The sequence below is a fragment of the Amorphus coralli DSM 19760 genome (assembly GCF_000374525.1).
Taxonomy (GTDB): Bacteria; Pseudomonadota; Alphaproteobacteria; order Rhizobiales; family Amorphaceae; genus Amorphus; species Amorphus coralli.
In genome coordinates this window covers 90548-116203 of the sequence record NZ_KB894574.1, presented here as the reverse complement: position 1 = coordinate 116203, position 25656 = coordinate 90548, and the positions used below count along the sequence as shown (strand labels likewise).

The following is a 25656-nucleotide window of genomic DNA, read 5'->3' as shown; positions in this document are numbered from 1 at the left end:
GGCAGGGGGGTGGCGGGAATGAAGGCTGCCGTGGGCGACGCGCTGCGCCTCTGGCATACGGTGCGCTTTCTGAGAGCCGAGCAGATCTACGGCCGGGCTTGGCACCGGCTGTACCACCCGAAGCCCCGGCTTGGACCGGCTCCGGACCTGCGTCAGCCGGTAGGCGCGTGGCGGCAATCGGCTGCCCGGCGGCCATCGATGATCGGTCCCGACGCCGTCGTGTTGCTCAACAAGCCAGGTCAGATCGCCGAGGCGGCCGACTGGGACAGGCCGGACCGCGATCTCCTCTGGCGCTACAATCTCCACTATTTCGACGACCTCAATGCCCTCGACGCGCCGCAACGCCAGGCATGGCATAGCGGCCTGATCGCCCGCTGGATCGCCGAGAACCCGCCGGCGCGCGGGCTCGGCTGGCATCCCTATCCGCTGTCATTGCGCATCGTGAACTGGCTGAAGGCGCATCTTGCCGGGCGAACGCTTGCGCCGGATGCGATCGCGAGCCTGGCGATCCAGAGCCGGGCGCTGGCCGGCCGTCTCGAACGACACCTTCTCGGCAATCACCTCTTCGCCAACGCGAAGGCGCTGGTGTTCGCCGGGACGGCCTTCGAGGGGAGCGAGGCCGATCAGTGGCGGCGGGCCGGGCTTTCCATCCTCGCACGCGAGGTGCCGGAGCAGATTCTGCCGGATGGCGGCCATTTCGAACGCAGCCCGATGTACCACGCGCTGATCCTGGAAGACCTGCTCGATCTTCTGAATCTCGACTTCGTCCATCCGGGCGTGCTGCCGGCGACGCAGGTGGCGGAGTGGCGGGGCGCCGCGGATCTCATGCAGAACTGGCTGGCCGCGATGGTGCATCCCGATGGTGACATCGCCTTCTTCAACGACGCCGCGTTCGGCGTTGCGCCATCCTGTCCGGAACTGAGTGCCTACGCGGCCCGGCTGGGGCTGCCGGCTGCAGGCCAATCGGAGCCCGGCGTCTCGACGCTGCCCGACAGTGGCTACGTGCGGGTCGCCGGCCCGACCTTCGTTGCCCTTCTCGACGTGGCGCCCATCGGCCCCGACTACCTGCCGGGCCATGCCCATGCCGACACACTCTCCTTCGAGCTTTCGCTTTTCGGCCAGCGCACGATCGTCAACTCGGGGACGTCGCTCTACGGGACGAGCCCAGAGCGGCTGCGCCAGCGCTCCACCGCCGCACACTCGACGGTGGAGGTGGACGGGCAGAACTCCAGCGAGGTCTGGAGCGGCTTCCGGGTGGCGCGCCGGGCCCGGCCCATCGCTGTCCGCATCGCAAACCGGGAGGCAGGGCCCGTTGTTTCAGGCGCCCACACCGGTTATCTAAGGCTGAATAATGGGGTAAAACACACGCGCGAGTGGCGTTTCGGCGAGGCGACGCTGTCCGTTATCGATCGCCTGGACGGACAATTCGGCACAGCCGTTCAGCGTGTCTTCCTGCACCCGGGCGTCGAGGTCGACGGAAACGGGCGCAGCGGCCATCTGACGCTGCGGGGAGGGGAGCAGGTGAGCTGGACCGTTGAGGGCGGGGAGGCGTCGCCGGTCGAGGCGACATGGCACCCGGAATTCGGCCTTTTGCAGCCCAACCGATGTCTCGCGGTCCGGTTTTCCGGCCCGAGCGTCGCGCTCACGCTCGAATGGTGAGCGCGTGCACATCCTCTTCCTGACCGACAACTTCCCGCCGGAGGTCAACGCGCCCGCATCGCGGACCTTCGAGCATTGCCGCGAATGGGTGAGGGCCGGACACCAGGTCACGGTGGTGACCTGCGCGCCCAACTTCCCCAGGGGCCAAGTCTACGAAGGCTACCGGAACCGGCCCTGGCAGAGCGAGACCATGGATGGCATCCGGGTGGTTCGGGTCTGGAGTTACATCACCGCCAACGACGGGTTCACGCTGCGCACCCTCGACTATGTTAGCTACATGGTGTCGGCCATCCTTACCGCGCCCTTCGTGCGCGGGGCCGATCTCGTCATCGGCACCTCGCCGCAGTTCTTCACCGTGTGCGCGGCCTATGCCGTCAGCCGGGCGAAGCGCATTCCCTTCGTCTTCGAACTCCGCGATCTCTGGCCGGAGTCCATCCGGGCGGTCGGCGCCATGCGGGACGGTCGCACCCTGCGCTGGCTGGAGCGGCTGGAGCTCCTTCTCTACCGGAAGGCTGCGCGGATCGTGTCCGTGACAGACTCCTTTAAGCGCAACCTCGTGGAACGCGGCATCGAGCCCGGGAAAATCGAAGTCGTCACGAACGGTGTCGACGTCTCCCGTTTTGCACCGCGGCCGAAGGACGCCGAGCTTGTCGAGCGCTATGGCCTGAAGGACACGTTTGTCGCCGGCTATGTCGGGACACATGGCATGGCTCATGCCCTGGAGACGCTGCTTGATGCCGCGGAGCGCCTGCAGGACGAAAGTGGCGACAGGTTCCGCTTCTTGCTTCTGGGAGACGGCGCCCGCAAGCAGGCGCTCGTCGAGCAGGCGCGCTCGAGAGGGCTCGCCAACGTCGTTTTCATCGACAGCGTGCCGAAGGACCAGGTCGCGCGCTACTGGTCGCTACTCGACGTCTCCGTGATCCACCTCCGCGAGGCGGATCTCTTCACCACCGTCATTCCCTCCAAGCTTTTCGAATGCATGGGGATGGGGATCCCGGTCCTGCACGGCGTCGCGGGCGAGTCGGCCGAGATCGTCGAGCGCGAGGGCGTCGGGCTTGTGTTCGAGCCGGAGAATGCCGAGGCCCTGGTCGGCGAACTCCGGCGCCTGGAGGCCGCTCCGACGGTCCTTGCCGGATTTCGGCAGCGTTGTCTTGAGGCGGCCCCGACTTACGATCGAAAAGTCCTGGCCCACAGAATGCTGACCAGTCTGGAAGAGGTGGCGGCCGAGCGCCGAACCGAGGCAAGGAGCCTTCCGACATGAGCAAGGCGCGGATCCTCAACGTTGTCGGCGCTCGCCCGAACTTCATGAAGATGGCGCCCCTGATCGAAGCGTTTGCTGCCCGCGACGACCGTTTCGAGCAGCGGCTGGTGCATACCGGCCAGCACTATGACGAGCGGATGAGCAAGGCGTTTTTCGAGGATCTGGGGATGCCCAGGCCTGACCTCGATCTTGAGGTCGGGTCGGGCAGCCACGCGAACCAGACCGGCCGGATCATGATGGCGTTCGAGACGGTCTGCCAGGCCGAGCGCCCGAACCTGGTGGTCGTCGTCGGCGACGTCAATTCGACCATGGCCTGCACCATCACCGCCAAGAAGCTCGGCATCAAGGTGGCGCACGTGGAGGCGGGCCTGCGCTCGCGCGACATGACGATGCCGGAAGAGATCAACAGGCTCTGCACCGACGTGCTCTGCGATTATCTCTTCACCACGGACCGGTTCGCCGACGACAACCTTCGAGCCGAGGGCGTGGACGAAGACAGGATCCACTTCGTCGGGAACGTCATGATCGACACGCTGATGAAGCATCGCTCCATGGCTGCGGCGCTGGGGCTGGCCGCACGACTCGGGCTGGCTCCCGGCCACTACATGACGGTGACACTCCACCGGCCCTCGAACGTCGACGATCCCGCAGTCCTGAAAGGGATCCTGGAGGCCCTTGCCGAACTCTCGGAGCGGATGCCCGTCGTGTTCCCGATCCATCCGCGCACCCGCAAGATGGTTGACCAGGCAGGGCTCGGCGGGTTTCTCACCAGCGGCGATAGGGTGCCGGAGCATGGCCTCTGGACCTGTGAGCCGCTTGGCTATCTTGAGTTCCTGCACCTCAACATGAATGCCCGCCTTGTCCTGACAGATTCCGGCGGGCTCCAGGAGGAGACGTCCGTCCTTGGAGTGCCCTGCCTGACCTTGCGCCACAACACCGAGCGCCCGATCACCTGCAGCGAGGGAACGAACGCCCTCGTGGGCAACGACAAGGCCCGGATCCTGGCGGTGGCCGGGGAGGTTCTGGACCGACCGCCCGGTGTGGCTCGGGTGCCGGAAAAGTGGGACGGGCACGCCGCCGAGCGGATCGTCGAGATCCTGGCGCGGACGCTCTGAACCCGCTTCGGTCGGGCACTCAGGTCCTTGGTTCGGTACCGGTGCGACGGATGGCAAGGTCGTCGTACCAGACGGCCCCGCCTGCCACGTCTTCTTCCAGGGCGACCCGGGCATCAAGCTCCAGCCGGAGCCACTGCGCCTGGCACCCGCCTGCCGGAACGGTGAACGTGGTCTCAAAGTCCTGCCAGCCGGTTCGGCCCTTCAATGGCTGCGTGGTGGCAAGAGTTTCGCCGTCTGGTCCGGCACAGGCGATCTTCCAGGCCATGCCGCGTTCGGTCTGCAGATCATCGGCGCGCTCGCGTCCCGTGAAGATGTAGCGGCCGGGCGGCAGAACGAGCAGCTTCGTGACGTTCCTGAACGGCACGCGACCTCGGAAGAACTGCACGGTGAGAGCGTCCTCTCCGTCGATCGTTGCGGCAATCGAGATCTCCGCGCCGGGAATCGGTGTGAAGGTCCAGTCGAAGGGCAGTCCGCTCAGGGGAAAACGGAAATCACCGTTGGAGAGGTAGTCGAGGCTGGCAAACTGGTCCGGCGGCAAAATCCTTAGCCAGATCAGGAGTGCATCCTGAAACCGGCCGGCATCCACAAGGGCCGTGAGCAGCGGGGCGACCTCACGGTTGAGCGGAGGCGATCTGCTTTCCTGCAACTGCGCAAACAGCGCGGTCGGGCCGTCCAGATCGCTCGGTTGGTCGAGGGTGCGCAGCAGGAACTCGGAACGCCAGGGCGGGTCGGCTGCGAGCGCGGTGGCGAGGGCGTTGAGCCCGCCGGGAAGCGCCGTCAGCTGGCGCATGGAATCGTAGAAGATGTAGCGCAGCTCCGGCTGGGAGCGAATGATCACGTCGGCGTGGGAAAGCGCGGAGCCAAAGTCGCCTGACTGCAGATCGTGACTGTAGAGCCAGGTGTGGGGAATGACATCCCGCAGGCTGCGGTCGGCCGCAAGTCGCATGGCGGCGAGCGCCTGGTCCGACTCACCGGTGCCCGCAAGGCCAAGGCCGTAGTAGCCGAGGGCTCGACCGGTGGGCGGATCTTCGGCAAGGGCCGCCCGGGCCGCTATCGTCACGCGCTTCCAGTCCGTGTTTTCGGGTCCCCTGGCCATTTCTGCTTCGGCCGCAGCCAGGAGCGAGGCGGCGTCGGAGGAGGCCGGCCGTGCGCTGGTCTGCTCCTGGTCCGCCGGGATCGGGTCCGTCTCGACAGCGGCGATGATCGACCAGATGAGCAGCAGGCCGGCGGCGACAAGGCCAGCCATCGCGACCCGGCCCCGTGCCGATCCGACGAGCTTGAGCCCGCCGCTTGCCATCGGGCCGTGTTGCGGCCGTCCGCTCGTGTGTCCCCCCGGTCTCTCCGCCACTCAGGTCGCCCCTCAATCGTTCGACAGGGCCGATGCCGTCGATGCGGTCGCCGGTTCGCCGCAGATCAGCGCAGCCACGGAGAGGGGGTCGCTGCAGGAGGCGAGAGGGGTGTCGGCCGAATGCGGGCTTTCCCTGTCGAACGGGACAAGCAGCGCGCCGAGGAAGACCATCGATGCGGCTGTAATTCGCACGGTCCTGCTGGCCCCGAAGGTGCGCTTGCGCTTTCGCTCCGGCAGGGAAATCAGCGGCTGCGCGAGGTGCACGGGAGGCCGCTTGCGAAATGCGCGGGCCCGCTGCCCGGCAACGGTGCGGTCGTAGGCCTCTCGCCTGGCCGGGGTCTTGAGCGCGTTCCATGCGGTGGCAACCCGACTTGCGAATGCGGCGTCCCAGTCGCTTTGCTGGTTGTCGGGATGCAGCCAGCGCAGAATCCAGCGCCCGTGTTCGCGCACCTCCTGTTGGGATGCGTCCGAGGAGAGGCCCAGGATCCGGTAGTTGTCGGTTTCGGAGTAGAAAAGCACCTGTTCCAGGTAGAAGCGCGCGGCCTTGACGAGCAGTCTCCGCGGCTTGCCGGTTTGTTGGGAGAGCCGGAAAATGGTCTCCTCGCACCCACCGGCAACGCGAATGATCGTACCGATGTCTTCGGGCAGCGAGGCCTGCTGGCGCAGGACATCGGCCATCGAGGGCTTGCGCAACAGTTCAAGCGCGGTGAACAACCCTCGGGGAACCGCGGAGCGCATCGTCAGGCGCCCCTCGTCTCGTCGGTGATCGCCTCCGGCTCTTCCGTCGCCCCGTTGTCTCCGTAGCCATAGTAGTGGTCGCTGCCGTACCCATAGCCGTATCCGTAACCTGATGCCTTCAGGTTGAACTTGTTGAGCACGATGCCGAGCACGTCGGCGCGGGCAAAGTGGAGACGTTTCAGCGCGTTGGACACGCCGTTCCGCGGCGACTTGTGGGCCTCGACGACCAACAGGCAGCCCTCGGTGAAGTTGGAAAGGATCGGCGCGTCGGCCATGCCCCCCACGGGGGCGGTGTCGACGATGACCAGATCGTACTTCTCCGAGGCGATGGCGAGCAGCGACGCCATCCGCGCGCTGGCCAACAGCTCCGTCGGATCCGGGGGCAGGGGCCCCGCCGGCATGAACTCGAGGTTCGGATAGTCGGTGCGCTGCAGGACATCGGGCGGCCGTGCGTTCCCGACCAGGCAGTTGGACAGTCCCCGGTGGCCGACACAGCCAATGAGCCGGTGCAGCGATGGCTTGCGCAGGTCCGCGTCGATGAGAAGAACCTGCATGCCGAGTTGCGCGAACTGGCGCGCCACGTTGAAGGCGGTGGATGACTTTCCTTCCGAGGGCCGGCTGCTGGTCACGAGGATCGTCTTGGGAACGCCGGCGGAGGTCGAGAATTGCAGGGCGGTGCGCAGCGAGCGGTAGGCTTCGTTCAGGGGCGAGCGCTGATCGTCCATCTGCTCGCTGAACCTGGCTTCGTCGACATCCGGAATGATGCCGATCAGTGGCAGGCCGAGGATCTGCTCGACTTCCTCGGGATCCTTGAAGCTGTCGTCGATGAACTCGCGTGCGAACGCGGCGAGCCCGCCTGCGACACCGCCGAACATGAGCGCCAGCACGAGGTTCATTTTCAGGTTCGGCTTGTAGGGCGCGCCGGGGCGCTGCGCCTCGTCGACGATGGAGATATTGGACGGATTGCCGGCACCTCCCGCCACGCTCAGCTCCTTGTAGCGCTGCAGCAGCCCCTCGTAGAGCGTCCGATTGGTGTCCACCTCCCGCTTCAGGATCGTGTAATCGATGTTGCGTTCCTGGTAGTCCGTGACGTCGCGCTTCAGGTCGGCAAGCCGTTCGGTGAGCGAGACATGCTCGCTCACCGCGGCCTCGTACTGGAGGCGGATCGCTTCCTTGATGCGATCCATCTCCTCGGCAATCTGCTTGTCGATTTCCGCGATCTGGGCGCGCAGCTGGACCATGTCGGGATAGCCGGGTTTGAAGACCTTCAGCTTGTCCTGATACTCAAGCAGCAGCTCGGCGCGCCGGGAGCGGTAGGTTTCGATCGCATCGGTCTCCAGCGACTGCGGCAGCGCCGCCTTGTCCTTGATCTGGTTCCACAGCAATTCCTGTTTGAGCCGCTCCTTCGAGGCCTCGGTGAGAGCCTCGTTGATCTCCTCAAGGTTGGTCATCGCCAGCGTCCGCTCGTCGCCGGTGGTGAGGATGTCCTTCGCCTCGGCATAGTCGACGAGTTTGCGCTCCGACTCCTCCAGCTTCAGCTTCAGGTCCTGAAGCCGTTCGTCCAGGAACTTGCGAGCATGGGCCGAGGCCTCGTAGTTGCGCTCGAGACTCATCTCCACGAAGGCTTCGACCGCCCCGTTGGCGACGAGCTGGGCGTATTTCGGGCTCGGGCTGTCGTAGCTGACCTGAACCACGCGCGAGTTGCGGACCGGCTGGACGCTGAGCCCGCCCATTACCCGGCCGACGGCGCCAGCTTCCAGGGCCTTGGTGTTGACCTGGCTCTGCTGTGCATGGGTGGTCGAGATGATGCCGCCGGTAAGCCGCTTCAGCATCGATTGCGGCGGTGTCATGAAGTCCGGCTGTTCGGCAAGCCGAAGCTTGGCGACGATGCGCTCGGCAAGCGCGCGGCTTTTCAGCAGCTCGTACTGGGTCTGGTAGAATTCCACCGAGGCTCCGGCCTCGCGCGCGTCCAGCCCGGCCAGCCCGCTCAGGTTGGCGACCTCGCGCTTGATCTCGATGGTCGCGCTTCCCCGGTAGATCGGAGTCTGGAGAAGCGTGTGCACCAGTCCGATGCAGACGACCACGACCGTCACGGCGACGACGAGCCAGCGGTGCTTGTAGAGGATGCCCACATATCGCTTGAAGTCGAGCAGGCCGCCGTCGCTCGAAAAATCGGCACCTGCCAGGCCCCCTGCGAGGGCGGGCGACATCACGCCGGTGGCGGCGAGGTCTTGTCGTGGCGAATACGCGCTTTGTGCGCGGAGTTGGCGACGTGTCCCGCCGCCATGTTCACTGCCTGTCCCGGTCTGGGTAGGAAGCCGTGCCGGCCCCGCTTCGCCGCGGTCCGGACCGTCATCGGGACTTCCGCCGCCGCTGGCGCCTGACGTGCCCGGCGCGTCTGAATTCGACGCACGATCCTGGTCCGCCCCCGGTTCATCCTGACCGGGCCGGCGTCGCTTCGGCGTTTCGTCGTCTATATCCCAAGCGTCCATCGTAACCTCATTCGAGGCCCTGAATACAACCTATCAGAACACTGTTGGCCGGAATACACTTGCAATGCCCGCGCTCTCGCGGATGTTGCGCCATGCGACAGCGCCCTGTGACTCGCCCACGACCACCGTGTCGCCGGCGAGCACCTGCGGATCGTCGTTCTCTCCCTTGCGGATCTTGTCCACATCGAACGCGGCCGCCATGCGTTGGCCGTCGATGTTGCGGAAGATCATGACGCTGTTGTCGTCGCCGACTCGATCAATCCCCTTCGCCATCGCGAGCACCTGCAGCAGCGATGCCTGTCCGGGAATCTCGTAGACGCCCGGGGAAACCACCGCGCCTTCGACCGTGACCTTCTGGCTGCGATACTCCTTCACGAAGACGCTGACCTGCGGTGACTGCAGATAGTCCTTTGCCAGTTTCGCCGCGATTTCCTCTTGAAGCTCGGTGGTGGTCTTGCCGCCCGCCTGCACCGTTCCGATCAGCGGCAGCGCGATGTCGCCCCGCGCATTGATTTCGACGGTCTTTGTCAGATCCGGTACCTGGAAGACCGAAATCTCGACGATGTCGAGCGGCGAAAGCCGGTACTCCGTTCCGACCCGCGCAGCAGCCGAGGGCAGCGTGGTCCGAGGTGTCTGGCCGGATCCAGCGCTGGCCCCGGGTTGGGGCGCCGCGGAGGGCGCGGGCGGACCCGCGGTTGTGGTGGTCGAACCGTTGGATCCGTGCTGAGCGGTGCCGACGCAGCCCGCGAGCGCAAGCAGCGTGACGAAGAGGGATATGATCGGCAGACGTCCCACGCTCGTCCCCTACGTTGTCGCTGTGCCGGCGGCGGCGAAGGCCGGCGCGGCGACGATGTCGGCAGGGGCGCGGTTCCTGACAATGCCGAGCGGGCGGGCAAAGCAGAGATTCTCCGCCTCCGCTTCGCCGAGACGGGCTGCGACGGCTTCGCGGGCCTTGCTCATGGCCGGCCGCCGCCGACCGGTGTTGTGTGCGTCGGTTGCAATCAGATGCACGAGACCTTCGTCCAGCATGCGCTCGGACCAGTAGCGCGGCTGGTGCCCGAACGTCCCGGTGATCGACCCTGCCGTGAGTTGTATCCAGGCTCCGGCGGCGGTCATGCGCTTGATGTAGCCATAGTGGGCATCGATCCAGGACAGCCGCTCCGGGTGCGTCAGGATCGGCACATATCCGGCCGAGCGGAAGTCCCGGATCACCTCCTCCATGCGGGGCGGCGCCACGTGATGCGGCGCCTCCAGCAGGAAGTAGCGGCTGTCGGCGACCGTCGGCACCCGGCCTGACCTGATCCGCTCGATCAGCTTAGGGGCAAGATGAACATCGGCCCCGGTGACGAGGTAGAGGTCGACGCCGGCTTCCAGCAGTCTTTCGGCAAGGGCTGCGACGGCCTCGCGGATTTGCGCCCCGTCGTTCTCGTAGAGGCTTGGCGTGATGTGCGGGGTGCAGGCCATGATCCGAATGCCATCGGCGACGGCGATGCGCGCCATGTCCAGCGACACTTCGAGGTCGGGAGACCCGTCGTCGACACCCGGCAGAAGATGGCTGTGTAGATCGATCATCCAAGTCGGCCTGCATTCCTCCCCGGTCGTGAGCGGGGGACCCATCCAAGGCTGCGCGCGCATGGTGCCATCTGGCCACCGTTCGGCCGGTCAGGTCGGCACCAGTCCCGTGAGCCTGTTCTCAACGCGCTCCAAAACCGCTCAGAACTGTCCCGACCGTCCTGATGGAGATCAGGATGTCGAGCCAGAGCGAGTAGTTCTTGATGTAGAAGAAATCGTAGTGGAGCTTCTCCAGCACCTCGTGCTCGGTTCCCACGTGGCCTTGATTGATTTGCGCCCAGCCGGTGATCCCCGGGCGAACGATGTAGCGGTAGGGGTAGAAGGGTAACGCGGCTTCGAACCATTCCGACAGGATCCGAACCTCCGGTCGCGGCCCGATCCAGCTCATCTCGCCCCGCAGGATGTTGATGATCTGGGGCAGTTCGTCGATGCGGGTGCGCCGGAGAAGTCGCCCGATCCGCGTGACCCTGGGATCTCTGTCGCGTGTGATGGCCGCTTCGCGTCCGGCGCGCTCGGACGCATCCACCGTCATTGTGCGCAGCTTGTAGACGGTGAACGGCTTTCCCCGGTAGCCGATGCGCGTTTGCCGGAAGAGGGCGGGCCCCTTCGAATCGAGCCGGATCGCCACCGCGATGGCCAACAGAAACGGGCCGAGCAGAAAGATGGCGACCAGCGCGCCGAACCAGTCGGCAAGTTCCTTGATGCGCAGATAGGCTCTGTTCGGAAGCAGCGACCCCAGCGTGTTCTCCGAGAGATGCTCGATCTCCACCCGGCCGGTCAGCGATTCCATCGCCTGCTTCACGTGGAAGACGGGGACGCCTTTCAGCGCGCAATCGGTAATGAACCGGTCCCAATCCTCCGGCAGATCTCTCCGCAGGTCGGCAATGACGCCGTAGATGGCTGCAGTTGGCAGCGATGGCTGGTCAAGCCGGATCCACTCCACGTTTCGTGTTCGGCTCTGACCGCGCAGATCCACGCCTGGTAACACGGCAAATCTGTAGACCTCGAAGCGTCGCGCAACCAAGTAGAGCACGAAGAACAGCCCGAGGGCTATCGCGAAGCTGACGACGAACTGGAATCGGCTGTAGTCTAGCCGGAAGAGGAAAAAGGTCAGCATCATCGTGCCATAAGCCAGCCCGAAGCTGGGCAGCACGTAGTAGGTGTCGTTGACGCCGGGAAAGCGCGTGAGCTGACGCAGAAAAGCGATGCCGAGCGTGACGGCCATGGCCGTGCCGAGAACCGTGCTGCGGCCGCTGGTGCTGTCCCAATAGCCCATAAGATCGCCATGACCCCGCAACACGGCAGGCAGGACGGATGCCATCAGGAGGCCAGCGAGAAGCTGATAGCGGATGCGCAGGGCCGACAGTGCAAGCCAGCGGGAATCCAACCGACCTGATCCGACTGTGTCCTTGAGCGCCAACATGTCCCGTCAGGTGCTTTCGTCGAGTTTTGCCCCCCGAATCATCAGGGAGAACGGAATGTGAGTTAGCTATTAGAGAATGACCTTCTCCGATACAATTTAAGAGAGATGTTGCGCAAGCGCGTATCGCGCCTCCCATCAAAGGCGCTCTTTGCCCGTGACGTGATCCATGAGCGCAACGGGAGTCATAGCATGAGATGATTGAAATTGAGTAGAATTATTGAAAACGATGTGCATGTTAACTGCAGTAGTTGTCCGGTTTCAGGAGGCTGAAAAGCAAAGAGTATATGCGTTTCTGCGGTTTCATGTTCTACAGAATCGATCTGTATTGACTTTCCGGCCGCTCGGGTGTGGTCGAGCCAGTTGGGGCGGGGCGTCTCTGCCATGCGCTTTTTTGGTTGATTCGGGTTGCGTTAAGCCGCCGTTTTCCGCCTGTATCGTGCCCGGCGGAGTGCCTGGTGTGGTGGCATGGGCCAAACGCTCCGGTTGTCTTTGGGGCGGGGTTATGCAAAGTATTGCCGGGATCGAATACGGGCGCTTCGGCATTGCGAGGGCGTAGACATGCAGTCATGCATGGGTTGTGGATATGAGAGGCTCGTGGCCTTGGGGAGTGTTTCATGAAGTCGCTGTTTGTCGGTTCGATAGTGATTTTGGCCAGCCTGTCGATTGCAGAAGCCAGCGGTGCATCCTCTGGTCAATGTCAGTCTCTGGTTCGAAATGGGGCATGCGCCTTCGCGGAGCCTCTGGTGGAAATCGGCCCGGGCCGCTTTGCCTCGCTCTCTGGAGTCGAGGGACGCGTGATGGCGTCGGGCGTAAACGGCTTCACCCCCGCCCGGTCGGAAGCGTCTCTTTCGATCGGTGACCGCGTTCTGGTCCTGGAGGGCGGCGTGGCAACCGTGGAAGCGGGCTCCTTTTCCCAGGTCCTGTCGTCGCCTGCGGTGATTGATGCGTTTGCGGTTGATGGCTGTGGCTGCCTGATGGTGCAGTCCGATGTCCGAACGTTCGCTCAGGCGGGCGCTGCCGCCGCGGCCGGTGCGGCCTCCCAGGCCGGTGGTGCTGGTGCGGCGGGCGGTGCAGGTGCGGCAGGCGCGGGTGCGGCGGGCGCGGGTGCGGGAGCAGGTGCTGCTGCCGGTGCCGCCGCGGCCGGTACGGCCGGTGTCGCCGGGGGGCTTGGAGGGGCGCTCGGTGCAGTTGCAGGCACGCTGGGCGTTTCCACTGCGGCTGTGGCTGTAGGCGGCGTCGCCGCTGTCGCTGCCGTCGCCGTGGGGGCTACAGTTGCGGTAAGTGAAGTGGCTGCCGAAGATGAAGACGACACGCCGGCTAGTCCCTGATGTCAGGGCCGGCTGAAGCCTGAGCGTTTCACATGGCAGCTTAGCCGGCAATCCCGTTCGGGTCTTGGGGCTCTTGGCAGCGATTGGGTGCTGCTGGCATTTCTACGTCGCAGGTTGTTGCGGCATCTGTGTTGCTATGATTGTGAGCTCTGCCAGCATCTCTGCAGCTTGGGCGGAGTTGGTCCGCCGATCCCGCAGCAACGGTCTTTACTCTTCCGCCCGAAGCGCTGTCTGTCGGGGCGAATGGATCACCGACTGTGCTCTCTTCAGCGGTTATTGAGCGCTCCGAAAAGTCTGTCAGGGCCGGATTTGCGCTGACTGTCGTCACCTTCGGGATCACCCTTGTCCTGGGCGGGGCCTCCATCGCGGGCTTTGCCACCGACGCAGGTGCCGAACTGGCCGCCCTGCCGCTGCTTGCCGCAGCGCTCATTCGCCTGGCAGCCGTACCTGCCACACGCCTGTCCCAGGTCCGGTTCCCGCTGGTCCTCCTCGCCGCACTTCTCCTCCTGCCGCTTCTGCAACTCGTTCCGCTGCCGCCCGGCCTGTGGACGAACCTGCCCGGCCGGGGCTTTGTCGCGGAGACGTTCGCCTTAATCGGCGAGGCGCGGCCCTGGTGGCCCCTGTCGCTTGATCCGCCGGCGACGCTCAGGGCGTTCCTGTCGCTGCTCCCGGCCGCTGCCATCTTCCTCGCGCTGCTGACCACGGGCCTGCGCGAAAGACGGATCCTGACCCTGCTCCTTGCCGCTTTCGCCGTCTTCACGGTTTTTCTTGGTCTCGCGCAGCTTGCGCAGGGAGAGGACAGCCCGCTGCGGCTCTACACGATCACCAACCGGGACAGCTCGGTCGGCTTCTTCGCCAACAGAAACCATCATGCCGCCTTTCTCTGCGCGGTTCTGCCGCTGGTGCTGGCGTGGACGGTGCATGTCGCCGGAAAGCGCCGGTCGGACGGGCAGGTCCTTTCCGTCGTGTACGCGCTGGCCGCGATCCTGCTCCTTCTCGGCGCTGCCATGACGCTGTCGCGCGCGGGCATCCTGCTCGCCACCCTGGCCCTCGGCTCCGGCGCCCTTTTCCTCGATTTCCAGTCGGCGCGCGGATCGCGGGCGTCGGCCGGGCGGCTGATGGTCGTCATCGGACTGATCGCCCTGGTGATGATCGCGAACTATGCCCTGTCCGGCCTGATCATGCGGTTCGGAACGGTGGGCGGCGACGACTTCCGGTTCGCCATCTGGTCGATCACGCGTGAGGCGGCCTGGTCCGTCTTTCCCGTCGGCGGGGGCTTCGGGACGTTCCAGCCCCTCTACCGGCTGTTCGACCGGCCGGAGGCGCTCACCGACGCCTATGTCAACAGGGCCCACAACGACTGGCTCGAACTGGTGCTGGAGGCCGGGCTCCCTGCGCTGATCCTGATGGCCGTGTTCCTGGTCTGGCTGGTCCTGGCATCGGTGCGCGTCTGGACCCGGCGCACCACCGCCGAAACGAGGCTGGACACGATGCTTGCCCGCGCCGCAACCATCGGCATCGCGCTCTTCCTGGCGCATTCGGTGGTCGACTATCCACTGCGCACCATCGCAGCCCAGGCCACGTTTGCTTGTCTCTGCGCGCTTCTCGTGCCGCCGCTCTGCGAGCGGGAGAGCCCGGCCCGCCGCCGCGGGCGTGGCACCCGTAACGCGGCCGGGTCGCATCGCGACCGTCCAGAACGGGAGGGAGGGTCGGTGCGGCCTGGGTCCGGGCCCAGCTCCCCGCCGAGCCCGCCCCGCGATCGCCGTTCGCTGAACTGGACGGAGTGAGCCCGGCGCGCGCTCCGGGGCCGCGCGTCAGGGCATGATCAGTCCGAGGAAGATTGCCCGCACCACGGCGTGGGTACGGTTGGTGGCGTCGAGCTTCTCGATGCTCGACTTGATGTGCGAATCCACCGTGTCCTTGGAGATCTGTAGGATGTCGGCCGTATCGGCGCTTGTCTTGCCAAGCGCCGACCACAGCAGAACCTCCTTTTCGCGCTCGGTCAGGTAGGTGCTGTTGGCGCCCTCCTGGTTCGGTGGCCTGACGCGGCTGCCATTCTGCGATTTCGTGGAGACATCGACGGCCTGCTGCGCCCAGTAGAGAAGCACCATGTGCATCTCGTGCCGGTCGAAGCGCAGCCGCTTGACAAAGTCGCGCGGCGACGTGGTCCAGAAAAGCGTGCAGACGCTGGAATAGTAGGCGCCGAGCCGGTCGCGATAGTGAAACGGAATGACGAGCCCGTTGCGGTAGTCGTGGTCCTGCGCGGCGTCCATGAGCTGCTGGGCGCGGGGCTTGCGGCGGCCCCGGCGTTCGATGGGCGGCAGGTCCGACCAGGTGAAGGGGGTGTTGCTCGTGCGTGCGATCGGCAGGCAGGGATCGACGTCGAGAAACTGGTTGTCGCGGTAGGCGCGATCCCAGTCGGCTGAAATGGAATTCAGGACAAGCGGATCAGACTCGCCGTGCTGACTGTTGTCGATGAACGAAAAGGCGGCGAACCCTTTCGCTTCGATATAGTCCTGTAGCGTCAGATGCAGCTCGTTCAGGGACGAGCTCGCCTCCACCCGCGCGATGATTTCCTCAGCCTTCATACCTGTTCCGACAAATCTCCCCATTTTGGGGGATGCCCGTTCGCACGGCTCTTGGGGCACCCTCGGCTTGGCCCCGAGAGGACACCAGTTCCATGCGAGACACGCCGAAAGAAACCAAAGCGATCCTGTTCCGGCAGGCGGATCGCCCCCAACTTTACAGGGAGGTGGCGCAGTTTCGCAAAGCCCTGTTCTCCGACCAGCTCGGCTGGATCTTGAACACCGAGAATGGGCTCGAGCGCGACGAGTTCGACACCGACATGACGGAGTACTGCGCGCTTCTCGGTGATGGCGAGTTGCGCGGCTGCTTCCGTGCGATCCGCTGCGACCGTCCCTACCTGGTGCGCGATGCCTTCCCCGGGCTTGCGCCGGCCGAGGCCTTCCCGGCGGACGTGACCGCGTGGGAGATCAGCCGCTTCGGCATTCATCCCGAAAGCTCCGGCCTGGCCATTTCCCTCTATGCGGCGATGTTCGACTTTGCCGAACGTCGGGGCGCGCGCGCCCTGCCGGCCCTGGTCGATCTGCGCCACGAGCGCTTTCTCCAACGCCTCGGCATCAAGACGCGGCGCTATGGCGAGCCCCGCCCCGTCGGCCGCGACGTCCGTGGCCGCGTCATCTTCGGCGTTGCCGGCGAAATCCCCATCCACGAGCAGCGCCGGCGCCTCGGCATGCTTTTCTCCGTTCCCCGGAGCCTTCTGGAGGTCACCGATGAAACTACCTTTGGCAGACTTGATCGCGTTTCAGCGTGACCAGCTGGGCTTCTTCGAGAGCCGCGGCAACGGTGCGAGCGACCCGCTGGTGCCCCTCTCCATGGGGGCAGGGCCGGTCTATCTCGTCTCCGACGCGGATCTAGTGAAGCCGATCCTGCGGGCGCCGGAAGACACCATCGACAAGGGCCAGCTGATCTACAAGCTGCGCGAGATCATCGGCGAGAGCTCCATGGTGCTCTCCGGCGAGGAACACCGGACTCGGCGCGCGGCGATCCACGGCCAGCTCGCCAAGGGGGTGTCGTCCAGCTTCGTGCCCGAAATCACCGCGGTCATCCGTCAGCACGCGGCGATGTTGGCCCGGGAAGGCACGTTCGATGCCCACCAGGCCACCGCGCCGCTTGCGGTGCGGATCGTCTCCACGATCCTGTTCGGCCACGGCGTTCTGTCGGCGGCCGACGAGACGGCACTGATTACAGCGCTGCACCTGGCCGAGGACGATCTTGCGGCGGAGATCTTCAAGATCATCCCCGACTTCCCCTGGGTGAAGGCGCGCAAGAAGGCCAAGCTCTCCGCCGCCAAGAACACCATGGGGTTCGTGGTGGAGAAGGCCCGCTCGGATGCCAAGCGCCACAGCCTGATCTCCGCGCTGGATGAGCTGGACCTGTCCGAAAAGGCCATGCACGAGGAAATCCTCCTCCTGCTCCTGTCCGGGCATCACACGTCCGGTTCGGCCGCGGCGTGGATCCTCTACTTTCTGGCCCGCCATCCGGATCTCGCGCGTCAGATCGCCGACGAGGCCCGGCAGGTGAGCACGCCGGACGGCGACGTCGACGCCTCGCGCCTGTCGCGGGCCACGACCACGATGGCCTTCGTCAAGGAAGTCCTGCGGCTTTACCCGTCCGCCTACTGGTTGTCGCGCGAGACGAAGAAGCCGATCGAGATGGGCGGACGGCAGCTGAAGGCGGGAACGTCGCTGCTGATCAGCCCGTGGCAGATGCAGCGCAACCCGCGCTACTGGCCGGACCCGGAGACCTTCGACATCAACCGGATCCACAGCGGCGCCGCCTACATGCCCTTCGGTGTCGGACCGCGGGTCTGCGTGGGCATGTCGCTGGCGCTCCTGGAACTGCAGCTGATCGCCCTGGAGATCGCGGCATCCTTCGAGGTGGAACTGGTGTCGTCGGAGCCGGCGCCGCCGCCGAAGCCGGTGATCACCATCATCCCGCCGCCGCTGCAGATGCGGCTGCATCCGCGCGGCGCCGTTACCAAGCGCGAACTGCACCGGGCGGCCTGACGCAACGGCCGTTGCTGCAGGTGACCCATCGAGGGCTTCCCGTCCGTCGTCGAGGCTGCGGGCGGGCAAGCGAACAAGACAGCGTGCGGCCCGGGGGCGGGGCGGCATGCGCAAGACCGGACCTGAGACCGCAATGTCGCAAGAGCAGAAATCAGACAGGCAGACACTGATCGCGATGCTGGAATATATCCGCCAGTCCATCGAACCGCAGGACACCACCGCCGCATACCACATCGCCGTGGCGATGGAGCACATGGCCGAGCCGGCTCGGAAGGAAACCAGGCTGGCGGGCCGTCTTCACTGAGGCCTCGGCGCAGCGCTGCGGAACACGAGGCGTGAGGCCTTCAGTGCAGTGCGCGCGTTTCGCTGGGCAGGCAGCCGAATGCCTGGCGATAAAGGGCCGAGAACCGGCCCATGTGCGAGAAGCCCCAGGCCGAGGCCAGTTCGGCAATCGGCGTGTCGTCGTTGCGGCTCAGCAAGGCGAAATGGACCTGCTTCAGCCGCTCGGACCGCGCGACCTGCAGCGGTGATAGGCCGAAGCTTGCCTGGAACCCGAGCTGTACGGTGCGGCCGCTGACGCCTGCCGCCGCCGCGAGGTCGGCAAGCGAGACGGGGCCGTCCAGGTTGGCACGGATATACGCGAGCGCGCGCTTGACGTGGCCTGGCTGTGCGCGGTCTCGCACGCCATCCACCAGGTGGCGCGCATTGCCTGGCTGGAGTGCCAGGAAACGGCCCAGCAGCTCCTCCTCCAGAAGCTGGCGGAACGGATCCCGCGTGCCGGGCATGAGCCGGCCGGCATCGGTCTCCGCCACCAGGGCGCGGACCCGGCGGATCCAGGCCGCCATTTCCGGCCTCTCAAGATCGATCTCCGGGTCGAACCTCACCGGCCCGGCGAGCCGATGGCCCGACAGGCTCTCCACCAGCGCGCCAAGGGCCTCACGATCCACCTGCAGCAGGATCTTCTCGCAGCCGGCGTGCCAGCGCATGGCTGTGTGGCGGTCCGGGTTCAGGATGCTGGCACGGGTCGGGCCGGCGAGGACTTCCGTGCGTCCGTTGCGGATCGTGGCGGTGCCGCTGATCGGGATCTGGATCAGGTAGAAGGAGCCCAGCTCGCCCGGCTCGATTTCCACGTCCGCGCCATAGCGGATGTAGTTGAGCGAGAAGAGTTGGCCGGGGGCGTGGTTGTGTCGCGCGTCGAGGCGCTCACCGGCCCGCACCTGGCGAAGCCGATGGTCGCAGAAGGTCCGCGCGACGATCTCGCGGGCCTCGTCCAGTTCGGTGCTTGCAAACAGCCGGAACCTGTCGAGCGGCGCCGGCCGTGCCTCGGTCGTCCGCATGAGGGAAAGGATGCCGTTCCGCTTTTCGCAGTGTCAAGTCGTTCGCGCAGTCGTCAGCCAGGTGAAACCGCGCGCGGGTCAAGAGGACCGCGCGCTTCTGCTCGGCCGGGCAGGGCGATTGTTTCGTTTTTCGGATACCGGGCGCGCGGCAAGCGGATCTAGGCTGGTCCCATAAGCAAAAAGGGGAGCCTTCCATCATGAAACTTCAAGCAGGCGTCACGGCCGCAGCCGACGGGATCAACGATACCGCCTGGAACGTCGTCGGCCACACCTACACACCCAAGCTTCTGAGCGACAACGCCTTCGTGTGGCACGCCGTGATCCCGGACGGGACCTTCGTGCCGCCGCACATCCACACCACCCAGGACGAGTGGATCACGGTCCTGGACGGCGAGCTGGAGATCGAGTTCGGTCCGGACAAGCACGTGGCGAAGGCCGGCGACACCGTGCGCATGCCCCAGAACGAGGCGCACGGCATCTTCAATCGATCTGGAACAACCGCCACCTGCGTCTTCGGCGTCGCGCCGGCTGGTCGCCTTTACGAGCTGTTCACCCAACTGGACAATGTCACCGACCCGGCCGAGCTTGTGCGCATTTCCGCCGAGCACGACGTGGACTTCCTCCCGCCCCCGGACGCCGGCTGAGCCGACGCCCGATCCCGACCAGACGGAGGATGACCATGGTGACGAGAAAGAAGGTCGCCGTGATCGGCGGCGGCGTGAGCGGTCTTGCGGCCGCCAAGGCGTTCAAGGAGCGGGGCCACGACGTCCACGCGTTCGAGCGCACCCACGACATCGGTGGCGTCTGGGAGCCCTCGCGCTCCTACCCGGGGGTGCAGACCCAGTCCCCCAAGGATCTCTACCGCTACACCGACCTGGCCATGCCGGCGGATTACCCGGAATGGCCGAAGGGACCGCAGGTGCACGCCTATCTGCGCTCCTATGCCGACCGGCATGGGCTGAACGAGATCTTTAGCCTCGACACCGCCGTGCGCTCCATGACCCGGCGGCCGGATGGGGCACCGGGCTGGACGCTGGAACTGGAGGGTCCGGACAGCGCCCGCACCGAGGACTTCGACTTCGTCGCTGTTTGCACCGGCCAGTTTTCCGACAAGAACATCATCAGCCATCCCGGCCAGGAGGAGTTCGAGGCGGGCGGCGGCACGGTCACCCATTCGTCGGAGTACACCGACCCGGAGATGATCCGCGGCAAGCGGGTGGTGGTGCTGGGTGGCTCCAAGTCGGCCACCGACATCGCGGTGAACGCGTCGCAGAACGGCGCGAAGTCCGTGACGCTGGTCTACCGGGAGAATGTCTGGCGGGTGCCGTATTTCATCGGCGGCATCAACTTCAAGCGGCTGCTCTACATGCGGGCCCAGGAAAGCCAGTTCAACGGCTGGGGCAGGGGGCCGCTCGCCCGGGCGCTGGCCGCGGCGACGAAGCCGCTGGTCTGGGCCAACTTCCGCGGCCTGGAGACGCTCCTGAAGCTGCAGCTCGGGCTCAAGAAGTGGGACATGGTGCCCGACAACCCGATCGAGAAGGACGTATCCTGCTCGCTGCCCATCGTCACGCCGGGCCTGTTCGAGGCGTTCAATGCCGGGACTGTGGTTCCGATTAGGGGCACCATCGAGCGTTACGAGGAAGGTCAGGTCATCCTGTCCACCGGTGACAGGCTGGAGGCCGATGTCGTGGTGCTCGCCGTGGGCTGGAAGCTCGGCGTGCCCTATCTCGATCCGGCCTACCGGGAGAAGCTGATCGAGCCGGACGGCCAGTACCGCGTCTACCGGCTGTCGGTGAATCCGGACCTGCCGGACATGGGCTTCGTCGGTTTCAACTCGTCCTTCTGCAGCGTTCTGTCGGCGGAAATGATCGCCAACTGGCTGGTGCGCTACGCCGACGGCCAGCTAGCCCGGCAGCCGAGCCGGGCGGAGATGGAAGCCGATATCGAGGCGAACCTTGCCTGGCGGCGGGGCGAGCGGCCTGCCGCCCAGGTCTATGGCGGCCTGTGCTCGGCACCCTTCCATTTCCGTCATCTCGACGAGCTGCTCGCCGATATCGGGGCGACGAAGCGCAAGCGGGCCAATCCGCTCGCGGAGCAGTTCTCCTACCCGGACGCGGCTGCCTACGGCTCCTTCCTTGCCTCCGCGCCCCAGTACCGGGCGGGCTAAAGCAATCGCAGGAAAAGTGGGCACCGGTTTTCCGTCCGCGATTGCGGGGTAGGGAGCAATCGCAGGAAAAGTGGGCACCGGTTTTCCGTCCGCGATTGCGGGGTAGGGAGCAAGGCCAGGCGAAGTGGGTACCGGTTCGGCGTCCGGCTTTGCGGAGTAAAAAGAGCCAATCGCAGGAAAAGTGGGCACCGGATTTCCGTCCGCGATTGCGACTTGAGGAATCCGCTCACGCGCATTCGCTTCGCTCATCGCTCCGCGAGGGCGGCCTTCTGGCTCAGGCCGCCGCCTCCCGGTTTCGGGTGACGGCGGCCGCGATCCGCTTCTCGATCTCCACCACGATCAGGAGAGCGACGCCGGCCACGATGGTGAGCAGCCCCTGGTCGAGGGTCAGCGGTTCGGTGCCGAATACCGAATGGAAGGGCGGGAAGTAGGTGAAGACCAGTTGAGCGACCACCACCGTCGCGACGCCGATCAGCACCGCCTTGGTTCCGAGCACGCCTTGCCAGGTCAGCGACGTGCCGTGCACGTAGCGCACGGAGAACAGATAGAAGATCTCCATCACGACGATGGTGTTGACCACCATAGTGCGCGCCGTCTCCAGGCTCAGCCCCTGCAGGGTCGCCCACGCATAAATGCCGAACGTGCCGCAGACCATCAGCGCCGAGACGAACAGGATGCGCCAGATCAGCCGTCCCGAAAGGAGCGGCGCGTGGGCCGGCCGCGCGGGCCTGGCCATCGTGCCTGGCTCGGTCGGCTCGAAAGCCAGCGTCAGGCCGAGCGCCACGGCCGTCACCATGTTGATCCAGAGGATCTGGACGGCGGTCACCGGCAGCGTCAGCCCGAACAGGATCGCCAGGATGATGGTGAAGGATTCGCCGCCGTTGGTGGGCAGCGTCCAGGCGATCACCTTGGTCAGGTTGTCGTAGACCGTGCGGCCTTCCTTCACAGCCGCGACTATGGAGGCGAAATTGTCGTCGGCGAGCACCATCTCGCTCGCCTCCTTGGCGGCTTCCGTCCCCTTCTCGCCCATGGCGACGCCGACGTCGGCGCGCTTCAGGGCGGGCGCGTCGTTCACCCCGTCGCCGGTCATGGCGACGATGGAGCCGTCGGCCTGCAGCGCCTCGACGAGCCGCAGCTTGTGCTCCGGGCTGGTGCGCGCGAACACGTCCGCCGCGGCCGCCTTGGCACGGAAGTGCCCGTCCTCTAAGGCGTCCAGGTCGGAGCCGGTCGCCGTGGCCGGTGGATCACCCAGCCCGAGCTGGGCGGCGATGGCGCGGGCCGTCGCCACGTGGTCGCCGGTGATCATCTTCACCCGGATGCCGGCCGCCTTGCACTCGGCGACCGCCTCTAGGACCTCCGGGCGCGGCGGATCGATCAGGCCGACGAGGCCGAGCAGGGACAGTCCGGACCCGAGCGTTTCCGGCTCGATGTCGGTGGTGCCGGCTGCCGGGTCGAGGCGCGCCAGCGCCAGCACGCGCTCTCCGTCGGCGGCCATGTCCTCAATGCGGGCTTTCCAGAAGCCGGCCTCGATGGGGCGGGGACCGGTTGTCGTCTCCGCGGTCGCGCACATGTCGATGAGCGCCTCGGGCGCCCCCTTCACGTAGACGACGGGATCGCGTCCGTCCCTGGCGTGCAGCGTCGCCATGAAGCGGTGGCGGGAATCGAACGGGATCTCGTCGATGCGCGGGAACCCCGCCCGGGCTGCCGCCGCGTCGTGCCCGGCCTTCATCGCCAGCGAGACCAGCGCCCCCTCCATCGGGTCGCCGCCCACTGTCCAGCCGTCCGCGGTCTGGCGCAGGGTCGCGTCGTTGCACAGGAGCGCCGCAAGCGTCAGCTCCTCCAGCACCGCGACCTCCGGCGGGTCGACCTGCGCGCCGTCGATCAGGAACTCACCCTCCGGCGCATAGCCGGTACCGTCCACCGAGATGCGATCGTCCGCGGTCGCCACATTGCGCACCGTCATCTCGTTGCGCGTCAGCGTTCCCGTCTTGTCGGAGCAGATGACGGACACCGAGCCCAGCGTTTCCACCGCCGGCAGGCGGCGGATGATGGCGTGGCGCCGCGCCATGCGCTGCACGCCGACGGCCAGCGTGATGGTCATGACGGCGGGCAGACCCTCCGGGATCGCCGACACCGCCAGCCCGACCACGATCATGAAGGCGTCGTCGAGGGTGTAGTGCTGAACGTTGGCCGCGTAGGCGAAGACCAGCGCGGAGGCGGCGAGGACCACCAGGGTAATCTGGCGGGCGAAACCCGCCATCTGGCGCACTAGGGGCGTCGCCAGCCGCTCGACCGAGCCGATCATCGCGCTGATCTTGCCGAGCTCCGTGGCCGGGCCGGTGGCTGCCGCCATCCCGATGCCCAGACCGGCGGTGACGAAGGTGCCGGAGAAGGCCATCGAGAGGCGGTCGCCCAGTGGGTCGTCGGCCGCAACGGGCGCCACCGCCTTGTCCACCGGCACCGACTCGCCGGTGAGGACGGCCTCCTCGACGCGCAGGCTGCGGGCGCGGATCAGGCGGAGATCGGCCGGCACCCGGTCGCCGGCCTCAAGCAGCACGATATCGCCTGGCACGATCTCGTCGGCCGGGATCGACAGCCGGTGGCCGTCCCTGATCACCGAGGCGTGCGGATCGATCATGCCACGGATGGCGTCGAGCGCCCGTTCGGCGCGGCCCTCCTGCACGAAGCCGATGATGGCGTTCAGCAGGACGACCGCGAAGATCACGAGGGAGTCGGTGGCGTGTCCGATGGCAAATGCCAGCGCCCCCGCCGCGATCAGCACGTAGATCAGCAGGTTGTGAAATTGTAGCAGGAAGCGGGTCAGGGCGCTCTGGTGCGCGGTCTGCGGCAGCCGGTTCGGGCCATGGCGATCCAGCCGGTCGGTTGCCTCGCCGGTGCTGAGCCCGGTGGAGGATGTCTCCAGCGCGGCGAGAGCGGCATCGGCGTCCATGGCGTGCCATTGGGGCACGGCGACCGCAGGAGGATCGCTCGGGCGAGACGAGGTCGGGGAAGCCCAGGGCAGTCGCATGGATGATCCTTTTCTAAACGGATCGGCTTCTGGCTCGGATTGCAGCATGGAAGCAGGCTCGGCGGAAGACGGCGGCGGGAGGCAGACAGTGGCGGCGTACGACCGGGGATCCGGCCGCTGCGCTCCCCATACTGGGCGGTGCCGGTCGCAGGGTCTTTGCGCTGGATGAAAGTGCGATCACGCTGGCGATGGGATCCTGCGCCCCTTGCCGCCGCGGACCAGCCCCGCGGTGCCGGCGACCTCGTCTGCCTCGGTGATGGCTCCCCGGTCTGGCGACCTTTTGGCGCAATCTGTCGTAACTCTGTTAGAATTGCGGGACGTTGAGGGTCCGAGCGCTCCGGCCGTTGGGCGTGGGTGCGGGAGAATGCCGTGTCGAACGCGCTGCGTATTGCCTGTGGGGAATTCGGGAGGGTCGCGCTTCTCGACATGGACCGGTCGCTCGTGCGCCACGCCCATCCGCATTGCCACGTGCTGCTCAAGGTGCAAGGGGCGGATACGCGCTTTTCGGTCGGCGACGAGGTCGTGTCGCTGTCCGACGACACCGCCGTCCTGGTCAACGCGTGGCAGCCGCATGCCTATGTTCACGATCCCGCCCGGCCGCGCACGGTCATCCTGGCGCTCTATGTCGAGCCGACCTGGCTGCGCAGCTTCCGGCCCAACTGGGGTGCCAGCGGCGGGCCGGGCTTCTTCGATCGTCCGATGGGGATCGTTTCGCCGCGCGTCCGGTCGCTGACCGACAGGCTGGCGATGACCATGGTCCACGAGCCGGATGCCAGGGATCAGCAGGAAGAACTCCTGTCGGACCTGATGATCGCGGTCATCGAGCGCTTTACCGCCTGGCGGACCGTCTCGATGTCCTATCGGGACCTCGCCCGCGGCGGCATCGATTGGCGGATCCGGCGCGCAGCCGACCTGATCCGCTCGGACCCCGGCGCCTCGGTCGACGTCAATGGCCTGGCCCGGGAAGTCGGGTTGTCGAGGGCGCATTTCTTTCGGCTTTTCGACAAGTGCTACGGCATGAGCCCGCGCGTCTACCTGAACGTCGCGCGGATGGAACAGGCCGTGGAATATGCCGTGGCGGGCAACGACACGTTCGCCAGCATCAGTGACAGGCTGGGCTTCAGCGTGCCGGCCCATTTCACCCGCTTCTTCCGCGACCACGCGGGCTCGTCGCCGAGCGAATTCCGCTCCGTTGCCCGGCTGAGCGCCTCGGAGCTCTGAAGCGCTGGCCCGGACCGCTCGTCGGCGCTGCCTCACGGCATCACAAGCCGGTCCACCGAGGGATGGACCCCGACTTTTCCCCCGCATGGTCCGGTCCGTCGCCCGGGCCGGTCCGACGCTGCGTGATGCGGGGGAGCCGCCTCGCCCCGTCCAACGCCAAGGCGATTTTGAGACTCTTCGGTAACACGCGCGACGCTCCGGTATGGGCGGCCCGCGGTCCTCTTCGCATTGATCGACGTGAGCGCCATCGAGCGCGGGCAGATTACGGTATCGGGCAGCCCGCAGGACGCGGGCGACCGGGAGCGTCTGCTGCAGGCGATCACCATCTAGGCCGGGGGCGGTACAGGGACTGGCGCCGGACATCGGACCGGGGCGAAG

General features: G+C 66.2%; 20 protein-coding genes. 11 read left to right on the top strand and 9 right to left on the bottom strand.

Features of this window, described 5'->3' with window-relative positions:
• The first annotated feature begins 18 nt into the window (after positions 1 to 18).
• Genes C507_RS0113585 through wecB form a run of 3 tightly spaced genes read left to right on the top strand, consistent with a single transcriptional unit; the run spans position 19 to position 4035 of the window.
• Positions 19 to 1659 carry a heparinase II/III family protein gene (locus C507_RS0113585; protein WP_040401135.1) on the top strand — a complete coding sequence of 547 codons (1641 nt, stop codon included), beginning with the start codon at positions 19 to 21 and terminating at the stop codon, positions 1657 to 1659.
• Positions 1660 to 1663: 4 nt separating this feature from the next.
• Positions 1664 to 2920 carry a glycosyltransferase family 4 protein gene (locus C507_RS0113580; protein ID WP_018700254.1) on the top strand — a complete coding sequence of 419 codons (1257 nt, stop codon included), beginning with the start codon at positions 1664 to 1666 and terminating at the stop codon, positions 2918 to 2920.
• Positions 2917 to 4035, top strand: a complete 1119-nt coding sequence (gene wecB / locus C507_RS0113575) for a non-hydrolyzing UDP-N-acetylglucosamine 2-epimerase (protein ID WP_018700253.1) — start codon at positions 2917 to 2919, stop codon at positions 4033 to 4035. Before C507_RS0113580 ends, wecB begins: the two co-directional genes overlap by 4 nt.
• A gap of 19 nt (positions 4036 to 4054) precedes the next feature.
• Here the strand turns inward: wecB and C507_RS0113570 are convergent, their stop codons facing one another.
• The 6 genes from C507_RS0113570 to C507_RS0113545 all read right to left on the bottom strand — a co-directional run bounded on the left by C507_RS0113570 (position 4055) and on the right by C507_RS0113545 (position 11572).
• Positions 4055 to 5281, bottom strand: a complete 1227-nt coding sequence (locus tag C507_RS0113570; RefSeq protein ID WP_156829306.1) for a tetratricopeptide repeat protein — start codon at positions 5279 to 5281, stop codon at positions 4055 to 4057.
• Positions 5282 to 5395: 114 nt separating this feature from the next.
• On the bottom strand, positions 5396 to 6121 hold the full coding sequence (locus C507_RS21365; RefSeq protein ID WP_040401134.1) for a J domain-containing protein: 726 nt from the start codon (positions 6119 to 6121) through the stop codon (positions 5396 to 5398).
• A gap of 2 nt (positions 6122 to 6123) precedes the next feature.
• Positions 6124 to 8331 (bottom strand): GumC family protein, encoded by a 2208-nt coding sequence (locus tag C507_RS21360; RefSeq protein WP_018700250.1) that lies wholly within the window; start codon positions 8329 to 8331, stop codon positions 6124 to 6126.
• A gap of 315 nt (positions 8332 to 8646) precedes the next feature.
• Complete coding sequence (locus C507_RS21355; RefSeq protein ID WP_018700249.1) at positions 8647 to 9408, bottom strand: polysaccharide biosynthesis/export family protein; 762 nt, start codon at positions 9406 to 9408, stop codon at positions 8647 to 8649.
• 9 nt (positions 9409 to 9417) lie between these two features.
• The gene (locus C507_RS21350) at positions 9418 to 10185 is read right to left on the bottom strand and encodes a tyrosine-protein phosphatase (protein WP_018700248.1); all 768 of its coding nucleotides are present in this window, start codon (positions 10183 to 10185) and stop codon (positions 9418 to 9420) included.
• Positions 10186 to 10306: 121 nt separating this feature from the next.
• Positions 10307 to 11572, bottom strand: a complete 1266-nt coding sequence (locus tag C507_RS0113545; RefSeq protein ID WP_018700247.1) for a sugar transferase — start codon at positions 11570 to 11572, stop codon at positions 10307 to 10309.
• Positions 11573 to 12222: 650 nt separating this feature from the next.
• On the opposite strand from C507_RS0113545, the gene C507_RS22835 reads away from it, so the two are divergent.
• Complete coding sequence (locus C507_RS22835; protein WP_156829305.1) at positions 12223 to 12936, top strand: hypothetical protein; 714 nt, start codon at positions 12223 to 12225, stop codon at positions 12934 to 12936.
• 257 nt (positions 12937 to 13193) lie between these two features.
• Positions 13194 to 14723, top strand: coding sequence for an O-antigen ligase family protein (locus C507_RS21345; protein WP_018700245.1), 1530 nt, complete (start codon positions 13194 to 13196; stop codon positions 14721 to 14723).
• A 27-nt stretch (positions 14724 to 14750) separates the two neighbouring features.
• Here the strand turns inward: C507_RS21345 and C507_RS0113530 are convergent, their stop codons facing one another.
• Positions 14751 to 15524, bottom strand: coding sequence for a helix-turn-helix transcriptional regulator (locus C507_RS0113530; RefSeq protein WP_018700244.1), 774 nt, complete (start codon positions 15522 to 15524; stop codon positions 14751 to 14753).
• 92 nt (positions 15525 to 15616) lie between these two features.
• Here C507_RS0113530 and C507_RS0113525 point away from each other — a divergent pair, with 92 nt between their 5' ends.
• The 3 genes from C507_RS0113525 to C507_RS23120 all read left to right on the top strand — a co-directional run bounded on the left by C507_RS0113525 (position 15617) and on the right by C507_RS23120 (position 17829).
• Positions 15617 to 16270, top strand: a complete 654-nt coding sequence (locus C507_RS0113525; RefSeq protein WP_018700243.1) for an acyl-homoserine-lactone synthase — start codon at positions 15617 to 15619, stop codon at positions 16268 to 16270.
• Positions 16230 to 17525, top strand: coding sequence for a cytochrome P450 (locus C507_RS0113520; RefSeq protein ID WP_040401133.1), 1296 nt, complete (start codon positions 16230 to 16232; stop codon positions 17523 to 17525). Before C507_RS0113525 ends, C507_RS0113520 begins: the two co-directional genes overlap by 41 nt.
• A gap of 106 nt (positions 17526 to 17631) precedes the next feature.
• Positions 17632 to 17829, top strand: a complete 198-nt coding sequence (locus C507_RS23120) for a hypothetical protein (RefSeq protein ID WP_026319082.1) — start codon at positions 17632 to 17634, stop codon at positions 17827 to 17829.
• A gap of 40 nt (positions 17830 to 17869) precedes the next feature.
• On the opposite strand, the gene C507_RS0113510 is transcribed toward C507_RS23120, so the two are convergent.
• Positions 17870 to 18862, bottom strand: coding sequence for an AraC family transcriptional regulator (locus tag C507_RS0113510; RefSeq protein WP_018700240.1), 993 nt, complete (start codon positions 18860 to 18862; stop codon positions 17870 to 17872).
• 197 nt (positions 18863 to 19059) lie between these two features.
• On the opposite strand from C507_RS0113510, the gene C507_RS0113505 reads away from it, so the two are divergent.
• Positions 19060 to 19506, top strand: a complete 447-nt coding sequence (locus C507_RS0113505) for a cupin domain-containing protein (RefSeq protein ID WP_018700239.1) — start codon at positions 19060 to 19062, stop codon at positions 19504 to 19506.
• A gap of 35 nt (positions 19507 to 19541) precedes the next feature.
• On the top strand, positions 19542 to 21029 hold the full coding sequence (locus C507_RS0113500) for a flavin-containing monooxygenase (RefSeq protein ID WP_018700238.1): 1488 nt from the start codon (positions 19542 to 19544) through the stop codon (positions 21027 to 21029).
• Between the two features lie 274 nt (positions 21030 to 21303).
• Here the strand turns inward: C507_RS0113500 and C507_RS0113495 are convergent, their stop codons facing one another.
• On the bottom strand, positions 21304 to 23979 hold the full coding sequence (locus C507_RS0113495) for a cation-transporting P-type ATPase (protein ID WP_018700237.1): 2676 nt from the start codon (positions 23977 to 23979) through the stop codon (positions 21304 to 21306).
• A gap of 447 nt (positions 23980 to 24426) precedes the next feature.
• Here C507_RS0113495 and C507_RS0113490 point away from each other — a divergent pair, with 447 nt between their 5' ends.
• Positions 24427 to 25278: a helix-turn-helix transcriptional regulator gene (locus C507_RS0113490; RefSeq protein ID WP_026319080.1), complete on the top strand. Its 852-nt coding sequence runs from the start codon at positions 24427 to 24429 to the stop codon at positions 25276 to 25278.
• The last annotated feature ends 378 nt before the right edge of the window (positions 25279 to 25656 follow it).

Coding starts and splice junctions, on each gene's coding strand:
- C507_RS0113570 (WP_156829306.1), bottom strand. CDS start 5,281: ATGGCTGGCCTTGTCGCCGCCGGCCTGCTGCTCATCTGGTCGATCATC.
- C507_RS0113525 (WP_018700243.1), top strand. CDS start 15,617: ATGCGAGACACGCCGAAAGAAACCAAAGCGATCCTGTTCCGGCAGGCG.
- C507_RS0113510 (WP_018700240.1), bottom strand. CDS start 18,862: ATGCGGACGACCGAGGCACGGCCGGCGCCGCTCGACAGGTTCCGGCTG.
- C507_RS21360 (WP_018700250.1), bottom strand. CDS start 8,331: ATGTCGCCCGCCCTCGCAGGGGGCCTGGCAGGTGCCGATTTTTCGAGC.
- wecB (WP_018700253.1), top strand. CDS start 2,917: ATGAGCAAGGCGCGGATCCTCAACGTTGTCGGCGCTCGCCCGAACTTC.
- C507_RS0113530 (WP_018700244.1), bottom strand. CDS start 15,524: ATGAAGGCTGAGGAAATCATCGCGCGGGTGGAGGCGAGCTCGTCCCTG.
- C507_RS23120 (WP_026319082.1), top strand. CDS start 17,632: ATGCGCAAGACCGGACCTGAGACCGCAATGTCGCAAGAGCAGAAATCA.
- C507_RS0113505 (WP_018700239.1), top strand. CDS start 19,060: ATGAAACTTCAAGCAGGCGTCACGGCCGCAGCCGACGGGATCAACGAT.
- C507_RS0113495 (WP_018700237.1), bottom strand. CDS start 23,979: ATGGACGCCGATGCCGCTCTCGCCGCGCTGGAGACATCCTCCACCGGG.
- C507_RS22835 (WP_156829305.1), top strand. CDS start 12,223: ATGAAGTCGCTGTTTGTCGGTTCGATAGTGATTTTGGCCAGCCTGTCG.
- C507_RS0113500 (WP_018700238.1), top strand. CDS start 19,542: ATGGTGACGAGAAAGAAGGTCGCCGTGATCGGCGGCGGCGTGAGCGGT.
- C507_RS0113520 (WP_040401133.1), top strand. CDS start 16,230: ATGAAACTACCTTTGGCAGACTTGATCGCGTTTCAGCGTGACCAGCTG.
- C507_RS21365 (WP_040401134.1), bottom strand. CDS start 6,121: ATGCGCTCCGCGGTTCCCCGAGGGTTGTTCACCGCGCTTGAACTGTTG.
- C507_RS0113585 (WP_040401135.1), top strand. CDS start 19: ATGAAGGCTGCCGTGGGCGACGCGCTGCGCCTCTGGCATACGGTGCGC.
- C507_RS21350 (WP_018700248.1), bottom strand. CDS start 10,185: ATGATCGATCTACACAGCCATCTTCTGCCGGGTGTCGACGACGGGTCT.